12 protein-coding genes are annotated in these 13,893 nt (G+C 60.3%); 7 read left to right on the top strand and 5 right to left on the bottom strand.

Annotation, left to right across the window (positions count from 1 at the left end):
• Positions 1-276 precede the first annotated feature (276 nt).
• Positions 277-879 carry a histidine phosphatase family protein gene (locus BN1115_RS12400; protein ID WP_042657390.1) on the top strand — a complete coding sequence of 201 codons (603 nt, stop codon included), beginning with the start codon at positions 277-279 and terminating at the stop codon, positions 877-879.
• A gap of 16 nt (positions 880-895) precedes the next feature.
• On the opposite strand, the gene smrB is transcribed toward BN1115_RS12400, so the two are convergent.
• Complete coding sequence (gene smrB, locus BN1115_RS12395; RefSeq protein ID WP_005333198.1) at positions 896-1,420, bottom strand: endonuclease SmrB; 525 nt, start codon at positions 1,418-1,420, stop codon at positions 896-898.
• A gap of 82 nt (positions 1,421-1,502) precedes the next feature.
• On the opposite strand from smrB, the gene prmB reads away from it, so the two are divergent.
• Positions 1,503-2,438: a 50S ribosomal protein L3 N(5)-glutamine methyltransferase gene (gene prmB, locus BN1115_RS12390; protein ID WP_042657459.1), complete on the top strand. Its 936-nt coding sequence runs from the start codon at positions 1,503-1,505 to the stop codon at positions 2,436-2,438.
• Between the two features lie 12 nt (positions 2,439-2,450).
• Entirely contained in the window at positions 2,451-3,539 is a 1,089-nt protein-coding gene (aroC, locus tag BN1115_RS12385) for a chorismate synthase (protein WP_021230156.1), read from the top strand.
• Positions 3,540-3,651: 112 nt separating this feature from the next.
• Here aroC and BN1115_RS12380 read toward each other — a convergent pair whose 3' ends face one another.
• Complete coding sequence (locus BN1115_RS12380; RefSeq protein WP_042657389.1) at positions 3,652-4,482, bottom strand: substrate-binding periplasmic protein; 831 nt, start codon at positions 4,480-4,482, stop codon at positions 3,652-3,654.
• Positions 4,483-4,840: 358 nt separating this feature from the next.
• Here BN1115_RS12380 and BN1115_RS12375 point away from each other — a divergent pair, with 358 nt between their 5' ends.
• Complete coding sequence (locus tag BN1115_RS12375) at positions 4,841-6,244, top strand: DEAD/DEAH box helicase (RefSeq protein ID WP_042657388.1); 1,404 nt, start codon at positions 4,841-4,843, stop codon at positions 6,242-6,244.
• A gap of 123 nt (positions 6,245-6,367) precedes the next feature.
• Here BN1115_RS12375 and BN1115_RS12370 read toward each other — a convergent pair whose 3' ends face one another.
• From BN1115_RS12370 to cra, 3 genes are all read right to left on the bottom strand, one after another.
• Entirely contained in the window at positions 6,368-6,754 is a 387-nt protein-coding gene (locus tag BN1115_RS12370; protein ID WP_042657387.1) for an MAPEG family protein, read from the bottom strand.
• Positions 6,755-6,972: 218 nt separating this feature from the next.
• On the bottom strand, positions 6,973-8,166 hold the full coding sequence (locus BN1115_RS12365; RefSeq protein ID WP_042657386.1) for an aromatic amino acid transport family protein: 1,194 nt from the start codon (positions 8,164-8,166) through the stop codon (positions 6,973-6,975).
• A gap of 568 nt (positions 8,167-8,734) precedes the next feature.
• Positions 8,735-9,721, bottom strand: a complete 987-nt coding sequence (gene cra, locus BN1115_RS12360) for a catabolite repressor/activator (protein WP_042657385.1) — start codon at positions 9,719-9,721, stop codon at positions 8,735-8,737.
• A gap of 296 nt (positions 9,722-10,017) precedes the next feature.
• Here cra and fruB point away from each other — a divergent pair, with 296 nt between their 5' ends.
• Genes fruB through fruA form a run of 3 tightly spaced genes read left to right on the top strand, consistent with a single transcriptional unit; the run spans position 10,018 to position 13,828 of the window.
• A complete protein-coding gene (fruB, locus tag BN1115_RS12355) occupies positions 10,018-11,118 on the top strand; it encodes a fused PTS fructose transporter subunit IIA/HPr protein (RefSeq protein WP_042657384.1) in 1,101 nt (366 codons plus the stop codon).
• Complete coding sequence (gene pfkB, locus BN1115_RS12350) at positions 11,118-12,107, top strand: 1-phosphofructokinase (protein ID WP_042657383.1); 990 nt, start codon at positions 11,118-11,120, stop codon at positions 12,105-12,107. The genes fruB and pfkB overlap by 1 nt, the downstream gene beginning before the upstream one ends.
• Positions 12,104-13,828, top strand: coding sequence for a PTS fructose transporter subunit IIBC (gene fruA, locus BN1115_RS12345; RefSeq protein WP_042657382.1), 1,725 nt, complete (start codon positions 12,104-12,106; stop codon positions 13,826-13,828). The genes pfkB and fruA overlap by 4 nt, the downstream gene beginning before the upstream one ends.
• The last annotated feature ends 65 nt before the right edge of the window (positions 13,829-13,893 follow it).

Genomic DNA, 13,893 nt, shown 5'->3' with positions numbered 1-13,893 from the left:
GTAAATCCATGCCATAACATCGTTTTTGAACACAATGTCTTTAACAAAAACAGACCGTAGCATTATTGGGCGTAAATAAGTTGTGTATCTATTTATTTACGGATGAGAGGCCGCAGTTCAGCGGATGTTTATTGACTGCCAACGAGGTAATCTTGATCGATTATTACATAATCGATTGGGTGTATGAGATGGATGGGGATTGTCATCGCATTTTCCGACAGGGAAGTCGCTTGCGGTTTTAACCAGTAAGCAGATAGCAGGAAAGAGGAGTGCACCATGGAACTGGTGGTGATCCGCCATGCTGAGACGCAGGCCAATGCTGAGGGACGTTATCAGGGGGCGTTGGATATCGGGCTCAATGACGATGGCGTGCGCCAGATCTCCCGCCTAGCTGAGGAAGTCGCAGTGGCTCTGCCGCCGTTCGATCGGCTGCTGGCGTCACCCCTGCTGCGAACAAGAGAGTGCGCGGCCATCTTGTCTCGCCAGTTGGGATTGCCTGTGGAACTTGCGCCAGCCTTTCGTGAGCGTAATGTCGGCCTGTTTGAAGGGCTGACACAGGCAGAGGCGAGGGCGCGATATCCTGAACTGTGGGCGCGTAATATCACCCGGCGCTGGACGGAAGCACCTCTCGGTGGTGAAACCCTGGACGAGGTGATTGCCCGGATCTCACAGGGAGTGACTGAGCTCGTTTCGACCATGCAGGGGGAGCGAATATTGCTGGTGGCGCACGGTGTGGTCGCCAAGGTGATCCGCGCTGTAACGATTGCCGGATTTGATGACTTCTTCGAGTGGCAACTGCCCAACGGCGGCATGCTGGCGGTCAATCTTGGCTCATCTATATCACCGTTACGATTCAACCGGCCGGTTGGGCAGGGTTAATTGAGTGCTGCTTTTTCTACTCTTCGATATCCAGCAACACCAGAATGGCGCTGTCGCCGCCCCATTCGCGGGGAGCCTGATGGAAGGCGCGCACATTGGGGTGCTGGGCCAGCCAGCTGGGAATGCGCTGCTTGAGAATATGTTTGCCGATGCCGTGCATCACCGAGGCGACGTGAATGTTCTCTTTTTGGCAGAGGGTGAGCAGGGCGGCCAGCTCCTGTTTTGCCTGCTGCTGGTTCATGCCGTGCAGATCGAGGTAGATCTCCGGTGGATAAATGCCCCGCTTGAGCTTTTTCAGCTCAAATTTTGACACATCTTCCCGCACGTAACGGGTCGGTCCATCGTCGTCGAGATGGGGTTGATACTCATCGCTGAAATAGTGGTCAACCCCAAGCTTTTCGCGGGTTTCGCGCAATTCGCGTTTCTGCTTGACCGGGCGTAACTCGGCCCTTATGGTATCTTGCTTGATTTTCCGGGTACCTTTTATCGCATCGCGGAACAGCAGGGTTTCCTCGTCTGTCGGTGAGGGCGTTTTTTTCATCGGATGCTCATTTATTAGGTATGCGTCTTGCCCGCTAGATAAGTTGGGCTCGGGCCGGATATTACTCGACTTGGAGGTGGATTTGGACAAGATATTTATCGATGAGGTGGTTGCCGAGATGCACACCATCCAGGACATGTTGCGTTGGGCCATGAGTCGTTTCAACGACGCCGGGATTTTTTACGGTCATGGAACCGACAACGCCTGGGATGAAGCTGTGCAGCTGGTACTGCCCGCGTTACATCTGCCACCGGATGTAGACCCGGCCATGCGCCACTCCCGTCTCACCAGCAGCGAGCGTCACCGTATTGCCGAGCTGATTATCCGCCGCGTACAGGAGCGGGTACCTGCCGCCTACCTGACCAACAAGGCCTGGTATGCCGGTTGGGAGTTCTACGTGGACGAGCGGGTGCTCATTCCCCGTTCCCCGATTGCCGAGATGGTGGCTGACCGTTTCGCGCCGTTCCTCAAACATGAACCGACCCGGATCATGGACTTGTGCACCGGCTCAGGCTGCATCGCCATCATCATGGCCCACGAGTTCCCGGAAGCGGAAGTGGATGCCATCGACATCAGCGTCGATGCGCTGAACGTGGCCGAGCGCAACATCAACGATCACGGGCTGGAGCAGCAGGTCATTCCGATCCGCTCCGATCTGTTCCGCGATCTGCCGGCCGGTGACAAGTACGATCTCATCGTCTCCAATCCGCCCTATGTGGACTCCGAAGACATGTCGGATCTGCCGGACGAGTTCCGTCACGAGCCCGAGCTGGCGCTGGCGTCCGGCTCCGATGGTCTCAAGCTGACCAAGCGTCTGCTGGCCCATGCGGCAGATTTCCTCAAGGATAACGGCGTGCTGGTGGTCGAAGTGGGCAACAGCATGATCCATCTGGAAGCCCAGTTCCCCGAGATCCCCTTTACCTGGGTTGAATTCGAAAACGGCGGACACGGTGTCTTTGTGATGACCCGTGACGAGCTGGTGCAGTATCAGGATCATTTCGCCATCTACAAGAACTAAGCAGGAGCGCGCATGGCAGGGAACAGTTTTGGTCAACTCTTTCGGGTCACCACCTTTGGCGAGAGCCACGGCCTGGCGCTGGGCGCCGTGGTCGATGGTTGCCCGCCGGGGCTGGAGATAAGCGAAGCGGATCTGCAGGGAGACTTGGATCGGCGCAAGCCGGGCACTTCTCGCTACACTACGCCGCGCCGTGAGCCGGACGAGGTGAAGATCCTCTCCGGGGTGTTCGAGGGCAAGACCACCGGCACCTCCATCGGGCTGCTTATCGAGAATACCGATCAGCGCTCCAAGGATTACTCCGACATCAAGGATCTGTTCCGGCCGGGTCACGCTGACTACACCTATCACCAGAAGTATGGTCAGCGCGACTATCGCGGTGGCGGCCGCTCCTCGGCGCGCGAGACTGCGATGCGGGTGGCGGCAGGTGCCATTGCCAAGAAGTACCTGAAACAGGTGCATGGCATCGAGATCACCGGTTTTCTCTCCCAGCTCGGCCCCATCAAGGCCGAGGCGTTCGACGCGGCGCAGATTGAGCAGAATCCCTTCTTCTTCCCCGATGCGGGCAAGCTGGAAGAACTGGATCAATACATGCGCGACCTGAAAAAAGAGGGCAACAGCATCGGTGCCAAGGTGCAGGTCATTGCGCGCAATGTGCCGGTGGGCCTGGGTGAGCCGGTGTTTGACCGCCTCGATGCCGACATTGCCCACGCCATGATGGGCATCAATGCGGTGAAAGGGGTGGAGATCGGTGACGGCTTCGCGGTGGTGGAGCAAAAAGGCTCCGAGCATCGCGACGAGATGACCCCGGCAGGCTTTGCCAGCAACCATGCGGGCGGCATTCTGGGCGGTATCTCTTCCGGTCAGGATATCGTGGTGAGCATGGCGCTCAAACCCACTTCCAGCATCACTGTGCCGGGCAAGACCATCAATACCGAAGGCGAGGCCATCGAGATGATCACCAAGGGTCGTCACGATCCTTGTGTCGGCATCCGCGCCGTGCCTATCGCCGAAGCCATGCTGGCGCTGGTGTTGATGGATCATCTGCTGCGCCATCGCGCCCAGAATCAGGGGGTGTTGACCCATACCCCGCAGCTGCGCTGATCGGCGTTGCTGCCTATCGACTGATCGCTCCTGCTCGGAGATCCGGTTCGGTAACCAACACAAAGGCGACCTCATGGTCGCCTTTGCTATTTTCGGGGGATGGTTTATCCCGTCAATGTTCGCTGATGGTGCGGGTCAGCAGATCTGCGGCCCCCGGATCGGCATTGAGGCGACAGCTGGGGGGCGAGAACTTGCCATGGATTTTGGGCAAGGCGTGAATGGCCTCGTTGATCTTGAGGAGCTGCGCGTCGTTCACGCTGTTTTTGGCAAACATCAGGCTGACCGGTTGGTGGTGCAGCAACAGCTGACAGCTGATAAATCCCTCGGCGCCCAATTGGGCCAGCCGGTAGCGGGCATATTGCCACTCCATGATGATGCCATCGAGGCGGCGGGCCAGCAGCAGATCGATCATTCGCTCATCGGCGTTGTACTCGGTTGCCCCCTTGAGGGCGGGGCACTCCTCCATCTGCTGGATGGGGCGGGTGCCGCGCAGCTTGCCAAGCTTGAGCCCCTTGCTGTGGCAAAGCTCGGGCAGGGTATCGAGCTTTGCCCAGCGATCCTGATGGCCGGGAATGGGGTCATTGCTCAGCAGCACATACGCGCTCTGGCGGTAGGGAGCCGAAAAGCGGGCGTACTGTTGGCGCTCCGGCAGTGGCAGGGCGGCCATCGCCACATCCAGCTGATCGTGCTCCACCAGATGGAGCGCCCGTGCCCAGGGGATCTCGCGAAACCTGGGGGTGAAGCCCGCCCGGGTGAGGATCTGGCGGGTCAGGCTGACATCCAGCCCGTCGAGCTCGCCCTTGTTATCGATCTGGCTGAAGGGGGGCCAATGGCTCCAGGCCACGGTCAGGGTCTGGTCGGCCTGCAACGCAGGGGAGAGCAGCATAAGCAGCAGGCCGATCCGAATGGACCATCTGCTGCGGATAGCATATTGCGTGGTCATAATAGCCAAACCTCGTTATCCCGTTCTTCTGTCACGTGTCCTGTCTCCCGCATGTTCGGGGCGGAGCTGCGGAGACAGATATTATGTTGGCAGTTAATAGTGTGGTGCCTGCGCCAGCGGTCAACGGGATTATTCGGGGGGCAGCAGGGGGCTTTTCTGTTCGTGCTGGGAGGAACATCACATTTTTCTCGTTTATCCCGGGCAACTCCGTTAGACTGCGCCTCTATTCTTTCCCCTTTGCTCTGCTCCCCGGGGAAATCGTTGTTTTCTCAATAGGCCCAGATCTTGTGAGATGGCATCGGCTCAGCAGAGGAGCCCCACCACAAATCCCCGGCGCCACTATCCCTAGCAGGTAACTATGAGTTTTACTTCCCTCGGTCTGGCCGAACCCTTGTTGCGTGCCGTTGCCGAACAAGGCTACGACACCCCGTCTCCCATTCAGCAGCAAGCGATCCCCGCCGTTCTGGCTGGCCGCGATCTGATGGCGGCGGCCCAAACAGGGACCGGCAAGACCGCAGGCTTTACCCTGCCGATGCTGCAACGTCTGATGGAGAGCAAGCGTAAGGTTTCTCCGAACCGCATTCGTGCGCTGGTGCTGACCCCGACTCGCGAGCTGGCCGCCCAGGTGGGCGAGAGCGTGCGTAACTACGGCAAACACCTGCCGATGCGCAGCCACGTTGTGTTCGGCGGCGTCAGCATCAATCCGCAGATGATGGCGACTCGCCGTGGTCTGGACGTGCTGGTGGCCTGTCCCGGCCGCCTGATGGATCTTTACAACCAGAATGCCGTCAAGTTCGACGAAGTGGAGATCCTGGTACTGGACGAAGCGGACCGCATGCTCGACATGGGCTTTATCCGCGACATCCGCAAGATCCTGGCCCTGATGCCGAAGAAGCGCCAGAACCTGCTGTTCTCCGCGACCTTCGCCGACGAAATCCGCGAGCTGGCCACCGGTCTGCTGGATAACCCGGCGGTGATTGAAGTCGCCCCGCGCAACAGCACCGCCGAGCGTATCGAGCAGCTGGTTCACCCGTGCGACAAGGCCAACAAGATCGGCCTGCTGAGCCATCTGGTCACCAGCAACAACTGGCAGCAGGTACTGGTGTTCACCCGTACCAAGCACATGGCCAACCGCGTTGCCGAGACCCTCGACAAGAACGGCGTCAGCGCTGCCGCCATCCACGGCAACAAGAGCCAGGGTGCCCGTACCCGTGCACTGGCCGGTTTCAAGGATGGTAGCGTCAAGGTGCTGGTGGCGACCGACATCGCCGCCCGTGGTCTGGACATCGACAAGTTGCCGCAAGTGGTCAACTTCGAGCTGCCCAACGTGGCGGAAGATTACGTGCACCGTATCGGTCGTACCGGCCGTGCCGGTGCTGCCGGTCACGCCATCTCTCTGGTTGCTGCCGATGAAGGCAAGCTTATCAAGGCGATCGAGCGTCTGACCAAGCAGAACATTCCGTGCGAGCAGGTGGCCGGTTTTGAAGCCTCCCGCGAGACCCTGGACAACATCGCCCGTGGTATCGGCGCGCCACTGCGCAAAGAGCCCCGTGATCCGAGCGAGCAGCGCCGCACCCCGCCGCGTCCGCAAGGTCAAGGCCAGCGTCAGGGCGCCGGTCGTTCTGCCTCTAATGGCAATGCAGGTGGCGCGCGTACCGGTAACGGTGGCAAGCCCAAGCCGCAAGGTGGTCAGCGTCCGGCTGATGGTGCTGGCAAACCGGCTCAGGCCCGTCGTCCCCGTCGCGCTACCCACAACCAGTAAGCGGTTCGGGAGCCAAGCTCCTCAGCTTTACGGTTGACTGAAAAAGCCCTGCCAATCTGGCAGGGCTTTTCTTTTTCCGGTAGACAGGGTTTTGGTGGGACAGCGTAGCCTGCCGGAAAAACGTCAGGGGAGCTGCGCCGTGATCAGGATATGGGCCGCGCTCACCAGGATCACCGCGAAGGTCAGCCCCATTCCTGCCACCCGGTAGCGGAAGTTCTCCGGCGTGTGGCTCATGCCAAAGGCGTGACAGACGCGACCAAGCAACAGGGCACTTCCCAGCAAATGGACAAGCCAGGGGGTCTGGCTGGTGGCTTCGACAAAATAGATCAGTAGCAGGGCGAGGGGAACATACTCGGCAAAATTGGCATGTACCCGCATGGCGCGCAGCATGGCGGGATCATCGCCGTGCCCCAGTGCCACTTTGCGGCTATGGCGAGTACGAATGGTGCGTATGCTCAGCAACACAAACAGCAGGGCGAGCAGGGCCGCGTAAACAGGCAGTATGGTCATGGTATCTGGCTCCCGGTGTGATGATGTCGAGCCGCCAGTGACTCGATTGATATTGCCCGGCGTCTCAATGGCTTGCCTCTGAGAGTAGCAGTCATCTGTACCAGATTGACCCGTCATATTGCGATGTTGCGAACGTTATGCCGACCCAAATAGCAAAAGCCCCACCAATATTCGTTGGCGGGGCTTTTGCTATTAAGAGAATTGAATCGTGGCAAGGATTAGAGCGCCGGCAGCATTCCGAGGCTGACGCTGACCTGTACGCCGACGATCAGCACCCCCATGGTGGCGGCCAGTCCCAGCGCCACTACGCCACCCGGGGCGCGGTAGTGGTGGGCAGGCGCCTGTTTGCGGCTCTGCCACACCAGCGCCACCGGCAGCAACACCGCGAGGATCGCCAGCGCAATGGCGGCGTAGCCGAGCGCCATGATAAAGCCCTGCGGGAAGTAGAGGGCAAACAGCAGCGGCGGCACAAAGGTGATAAGACCGGTCTGGCTGCGGCCCTGCCAGTTATCCTTGCGATGGGTCGCCTTGGCCATAAAGTCGAACAGCCCCAGCGTCACCCCGAGGAAGGAGGTGGCGAGCGCCAGATCGGCAAACAGGTGCATCGCCTGATTAAACGCAGGCCAGCTCACCAGCTTGCCGACGTTGGCCAGCAGGCTGTCCAGCGCGCCACCGGTTTGCAGCAGGGCTTGCTGGCCGAGCAGACCGAGGATCGCTACCTGCCACAGCACGTAGAGGATCAGCGGCAGGGCAGAGCCCCAGACAAAGACCCGGCGCAGTTGCTTGGGGCAGTCACCGAGGTAGAGCATGACGCTCGGAATGGAGCCGTGAAAGCCGAACGAGGTGAAGATGACCGGCAGGCCCGCCAGCAACAAGCCCTGACCCAACGGCATCGAGAGCAGATGTTGCCCCTCGGCGCGCGGCAGCAGCAGTGCCAGCACTGCCACCATGATCACCAGTTTCACGGTGAACATCAGCCGGTTGAGGTAATCCACCGAGCGGGTACCGACGCAGACCATGCCGCCAAACAGCAGGGTAAAGGCCCAGGCGGCCTGTTCCTGGCTGAGAGTCATACCCGCATCTGCCAGCGCCTGTGCCAGCAGGCTGCTGCCGCCGCTGATGTAGGCGGAGGCGAGCGAGTAGAACAACATCAGGATGCAGAAGGAGGCGATGCGCTTGCCCCAGGGGCCGAGCAGATGATCCGCCAGCTGGTGCAGGTACCACTTGCCGGTGTTGAGGCTCGCTTCTACTTGCAGCATGGCGGTGAAGGCCATCAGGGCCCACAGGCCGACCATCAGCATCAGGGTGGCGGGGCCGCCAAGGGAGGAGGAGGCCAGCGGCAGGGCCAGCATGCCGGCGCCTATGGTGGTGCCGGCGATCAACAGGGTACAACCCAGGGTTTTGGTATTCATGTTATCCATCCGAACGTAGCGGTGTCAGTGCAAACAGGTGGTGTCAGCAGTGACGTCAACAAGAGGGGTCAATTGGCGTTATCAGCAGGCGCCTCCGGGGATAAGGCCGGAGGCTAGCAATATCGGAACGGGAACATCTGTACCTAAAACCTGTCACTTGTAAAATATGGTTGCCACGTTAGCGGATCGAAATAGCGGAAACAACCCCTTTTATACGGATCTTGTGCTGGCTTGTGGCAATAAGTGGAAATAAATGATGACAGTGGTGGCTGGTTGCAGAAAAAAGCACCGAAAAAACGACTGACAGGACGGCTCATAGATACGGATAAGCCAAGTGGCAGCAGCACAGATAGGGGAGCGGGGAGGGCCTTGTATTGACGTTGGCGTGGCGTTGAAGGGCAAAGCGGTGTGGAGGCCGGTTGTTTAGTCGGTCAGGCATGCAGAGAAAGCAGAGCGTGCGGGCAGGGTTGTAGGGAGAAACAATAAGGCTGCCGATGCTGGCAGCCTTATTGTCATCTGTTCTCTTTGCCCACCCATTGCCAGCAAACCGGGTCTGCTGCAAAGCGGCTTAGCGGCGGCGCTTGAGGGTGCGGCTCACATAGTGCAGCCCGCTTTGGTATTCGCCGTTCACCGCCTTGAGCGCCAGCTCCAGCGCCAGGCTCGCCAGTGCGTCGTGTTGCTGGGGCAGGGAGTTGATGCCAAAGGGGAGGAAGTCGAGCAGCCGATCGTCCCCGAAGGTGGCCATGGCGAGCTGGCTCATATCGGTCTCTTGTTCCAACAGGTAGTCGAGTACCCCCTCCATCAGGATATAGGAGGTAGTGATCAGCGCTTCGGGCAACTGGCCCAGCTGCTGGTGCAGATTTTTGATCAGGCGATACCCCTCTAGGCGGGAGAAGTGATCCCCCTCGCACAGGTGGCGGGCCGCACTGTGGCTGGCGATCGCCTGCTCGCAACCGGCTTTGCGCTCCTTGCTGATCGTGAGTGCTGGTAGCGCGGTGATCAAGGCGATATGGCGTAAGGTAGGGGTGAGCAGGGAGCTGGTGAGATCGAAGCTCGCCTTCTCGTTTTCACTGGCGACGGTGACGAACTGGTCGGCGGCCATGGCACGGTCGATGGCGAGGATCTGGCTGCCTTGTGCCTGCAATTTGCCGTAGAAGGGGTCGTCCGGCGGCAGACAGCTGGCTACCAGCAGGGCGTCCACATGGCGGCTCACCAGCATCTGAGCCAACTCTTTTTCGGTGGCGGGATCATCTTCCGAGCAGACGATAAGCAGCTGATAACCCTGCGCCCGCGCCCCCTGTTCCAGCCGCTTGGCCAGCTTGGCGTAACTGGCGTTTTCAAGATCGGGCAGGATAAAGCCGAGGGTCTTGGTCTGGCCGCCACGCAGGGAGGCGGCGCGGCTGTCCGGCTGGTAGTTGTGGGCGGTGACCACAGCCATCACCTTGTCACGGGTAGCCTGGCTGATGCGGTATTGGTCGGCCTTGCCATTGATCACATAACTTGCCGTGGTGCGCGAGACACCGGCGAGGGCGGCGATTTCATCCAGTTTCATCATATTGGCTCTGTTTGAGTTGCAAGGCCCACGGTCACTGCCGGGTGAGGGCACCGAAAAGTGTGCGCGGGATCATATCATTGAAAAGCACTCTTTGTGGGTACTTGATCAATTCGCTGAAACGATTCAGTCTGAGTGTAAGTGAAACGATTCAGCCTGTCAGCAACGAAGAGACCCAGTAGCCTGAAAATCAGGCACCGATCACAGACAACCGCGATCGGGTCTATTGTCAGCTGGCGAGTTACTCGAATGTTCAATTGTGATCTACCGGCACGGCCGGAACCTGATGGAGAGTCTCTATGTTGAAGTTGGCGCGAGAGCAGATCTTGCTGGGGCAGACGGCGGTGACCAAGTCGGACGCCATTGCCCTGCTGGCAGGCAAACTGACCGAAGCCGGTCTGGTGGAAGCGGGCTATGTGGATGGGATGCTGGCCCGCGAGGCGCAACATGCCACCTACCTTGGCAGCGGCATCGCCATTCCTCACGGCACCACCGACACCCGCCATCTGGTGAAGAGCACCGGCGTCATGGTGGCCCAGTTCCCTCACGGTATCGAGTGGGATGAGGGGCAGATTGCCTACGTCGCCATCGGGATTGCCGCCAAGTCCGACGAGCATCTGGGCATTTTGCGCCAGCTCACCCATGTGCTGGGTGACGAGCAGGCGGCCGCGCAATTGAAAGAGGCTACCGATACCGACACCATCATTAACATCCTGACCGGTGCCACTGCCGCCAAAGAGGTGCAATACCTGACCCTGGCTGACTTCCCGGCCGATGATCGCGACCAGCTGCTGCTGGGGGCGGCCGCGCGCGCCAAGTCTGCTGGCTGGGGCGATGCCGCCATGGTGACGGCGCTGCTGGCAAGCGATCCTGCCTATCTGGGCGAGGGAGTCTGGCTGGCCCGTGCGCAAGCTGCCCAGACCGGTTGGGTGCTGGCAACGCCGAGCAGTGAACTGCGCGCTGGTGATCTGCCGGTCAGCGCCATGCTGCTGCTGTGTGCCGCAGATAGCAACCATCTGCCGCAACTTGAGAATCTGGCCAAACTGGCTGCGGCCGGTCAACTTGCCACGCTGGCGGGCAACGAGGGGCTGGCCATGCTGCAAGCGGGCCCCGCGAGCGGTCTTTCCGAAACCTTCACCATCATCAATCCTCACGGTCTGCATGCCCGTCCGGGCGCCATGCTGGTCAAGGTGGCCAAAGAGTTTGAATCCGACATCCGGGTTGCCAATCTGGATGGCAGCGGTGAGGCAGTCTCCGCCAAGAGTCTGATGAAGGTCATCGGCCTTGGCGTCAAGTGCGGGCACCGTCTGGCGTTTCGCGCCGAAGGAGCGGATGCCGAAGCCGCCCTCAAGGGGATCGGTGAGGCCATCGCCGCCGGCCTGGGCGAGGGGGCTCATTGATGAAGATTGTCACCATTACCCTCAACCCTGCCCTTGATCTCACCACCCGTCTCGAGGCGATGAGCCTGGGCGAGGTCAATCTGGTGAGCGAGGCCAACCTGCGCGCAGCGGGCAAGGGGATCAACGTCGCCATGGTGCTCAAAGACCTGGGCCGCGAGGTGGGCGTCACCGGCTGGCTTGGCGCGGACAATGAGCAGAGCTTTATCTCTCTGTTTGCAGAGCGGGCGCTGGATGATCATTTTGTGCGCGTGGCGGGCAGCACCCGCATCAACGTCAAGATCTCCGAACAGTCCGGTCGGGTCACCGATCTCAACCTGCCGGGGCTCACCATCCATGAAGGGGAAGTGAGCGCGCTGGAGCAGGCCATCGATGAGCTGGCATTGCAGGCGGAGTGGTTCGTGCTGGCGGGCAGTCTGCCCAAAGGGGTGGCCCCCGATTACTGCGCCCAACTTATTCGCCTGCTCAAGGCCAAGGGCAAGCAGGTGATCTTCGATTGCAGCGGCGCGGCCTTAAGCGAAGGGATCAAGGCGGCGCCGACCCTGGTCAAACCCAATCTGGAAGAGCTTGAGCAGTGGGCCGGCCGCCCCATCAAGACCCTGAGCGAGCAGGCCGAGTGTGCCCGTGCGCTGCAGGCAAGCGGGATCCCCAATGTGGTGATCTCCAACGGCGCCGATGGCCTCATCTGGTTTGCCCCGGATGCAGTCTGGCAAGCCATTCCGCCGCGGATGCAGGTAGTCAGCACGGTCGGTGCGGGCGACTCGTTGGTCGCCGGTCTCGCCCATGGTCTCAGCCTTGGCTGGGCGCCGGAGCAGACCCTGCGGCTGGCCACCGCTGTCTCGGCCTTGGCGGTCAGTCAGGTGGCGGTCGGTTTTAGCGATATCAGTGTGCTCAACCCCTTACTTGAACAGGTGCGCGTACAGCCTCTGGATGAGCTGGCACCGGTTCAATGCAATACCCCCTCAATGGAAAACTCAGGAGATGCCCAATGAAAGCAATCTTGGTTACGGCTTGCCCGGCGGGCATTGCCACCAGCTTTCTCGCTGCAAAACGGATAGAACAGCAGGCCAAACTGGCTGGCTGGGAACTCACCCTCGACGTCGGCTCCAGCGTGCAACCGCGCCAGATCCCCTCAAAAGAGCAGATTGCCGCCGCCGATCTGGTGCTGGTTGTCGCCAGCGCCCCAGTGGATCTCGCTGCCTATGATGGCAAGCGGGTCTATCAGGGCAGCATGGATCTCGCACTGCAAGATCCGGCTGCCTTGCTGGAAGCCGCAACCAGCGGTGCCAGCGTCTATCGTCATCAAGCCGCTCCCGCTGCAGCTAAACCCGCCGCCGCTGGCAAGCGCATCGTCGCAGTCACCGCATGCCCGACCGGTGTGGCCCACACCTTTATGTCGGCAGAAGCGCTGGAGACCATGGCCAAGCAGCTGGGTTACCAGATCCGCGTCGAGACCCAAGGCTCGGTCGGTGCCCAGAATGCCCTGACCGCCGAAGAGATTGCATCTGCCGATCTGGTGTTCCTTGCCACCGACATCGAGGTGGACATGGCCCGCTTCGATGGCAAGCAGGTCTATCGCACCAGCACCGGCGCTGCGCTGAAGAAAACCCGCGCCGAGCTCGACAAGGCGTGGAACGAGGCAAAACTGTATCGCCACAGTGGCGGCAGCCAGCCCAAGAAAGAAGAGAAGGCTGGCCCCTACAAGCATTTGCTGACCGGTGTCTCCTTTATGCTGCCGATGGTGGTGGCGGGTGGTCTTATCATCGCGCTCTCGTTCGTGTTCGGTATCGAAGCGTTCAAGGTGGAAGGCACCCTGGCCGCCGCCCTGATGAAGATCGGTGGTGGCTCCGCTTTTGCCCTGATGATCCCGGTGCTGGCAGGTTACATTGCCTACTCCATCGCTGACCGCCCAGGTCTCGCTCCCGGCATGATCGGCGGTATGCTGGCAAGCTCGCTGGGCGCCGGTTTCCTTGGCGGCATCGTGGCCGGTTTCCTGGCCGGTTACAGCGCCAAGTACCTGAGCGACAAGGTGCGCCTGCCGACCACTCTGGAAGCGCTCAAGCCCATTCTGATCATTCCGTTGGTGGCTAGCCTCTTTACCGGTCTGGTGATGATCTACGTAGTGGGTGGTCCGGTGGCTGGCATCATGAATGCCATGACGGAGTTCCTCAACAACATGGGCTCTGCCAACGCCGTGCTGCTGGGTGTCATCATCGGCGCCATGATGTGCTTCGACATGGGCGGCCCGGTCAACAAGGCGGCTTACGCCTTCGGTGTCGGCCTGCTGGCCTCCAAAACCTATGCCCCGATGGCAGCGGTGATGGCCGCCGGTATGGTGCCGGCACTGGGGATGGGGATCGCGACCTTCCTGGCTCGCACCAAGTTCATCAAGGCGGAGCAGGAAGCGGGTAAAGCCTCCTTCGTATTGGGACTGTGCTTTATCTCCGAGGGGGCCATTCCGTTTGCCGCCAAGGATCCGATGCGCGTCATCCCGGCCTGTATGGTCGGTGGCGCCCTGACCGGTGCGCTTTCCATGCTGTTCGGCTGCGAGCTGATGGCACCCCACGGCGGCCTGTTTGTGCTCTTTATCCCGCACGCCATCAGCAACGTCATGATGTATATCGTGGCGATTGCCGCAGGCTCGCTGCTGACCGGCGTCTCCTACGCCATGCTCAAGCGCGGTGAAGAGCAGGCCAAGCTGGCGACAGCCTGAGTGGTGTAGCGTAAGTAAATGTAATTAATAACAAAGCGGCCTTCGGGCCTAATGCCGATCAGTTA

The organism is Aeromonas allosaccharophila (genome assembly GCF_000819685.1).
GTDB lineage: Bacteria > Pseudomonadota > Gammaproteobacteria > Enterobacterales > Aeromonadaceae > Aeromonas > Aeromonas allosaccharophila.
Note: the sequence above shows the minus strand (reverse complement) of the source record. Positions and strands in the feature narration are given on the sequence as shown.